The organism is Eubacterium sp. AF17-7, assembly GCF_003461285.1.
GTDB classification, from domain to species: Bacteria; Bacillota; Clostridia; order Lachnospirales; family Lachnospiraceae; genus Eubacterium_U; species Eubacterium_U album.
The window spans coordinates 1-293 of sequence record NZ_QTWU01000018.1; the positions used below are offsets into that span (position 1 = coordinate 1).

Here is a 293-nt window from a genome sequence, read left to right on the forward strand (position 1 = left end):
CCCCGGTACAGGGCAGGTTACCCACGCGTTACTCACCCGTCCGCCACTAAGTCACCAAAGTCTTCCGCCCGAAGGCTTCTGTCTAAGGTGCTTCGTTCGACTTGCATGTGTTAAGCACGCCGCCAGCGTTCATCCTGAGCCAGGATCAAACTCTCGTTTAAAGTTTTTAATCCATTTCAGAATGACGTTAGCCATTCTTCCATCAATTACTGTTGTTTTGGAATTCATCATTTCTGATGACGTTCACTGAAAATCTTTTATTCATTTTCAGGGATGGTTGCTGTTCAATTATC

At 45.4% G+C, this 293-nt stretch carries 1 rRNA gene; it reads right to left on the bottom strand.

Annotated elements, in window-relative coordinates:
* A 16S ribosomal RNA gene (locus DWW96_RS12325) occupies nucleotides 1–161 on the bottom strand; the annotation flags it as partial.
* Nucleotides 162–293: the final 132 nt, after the last annotated feature.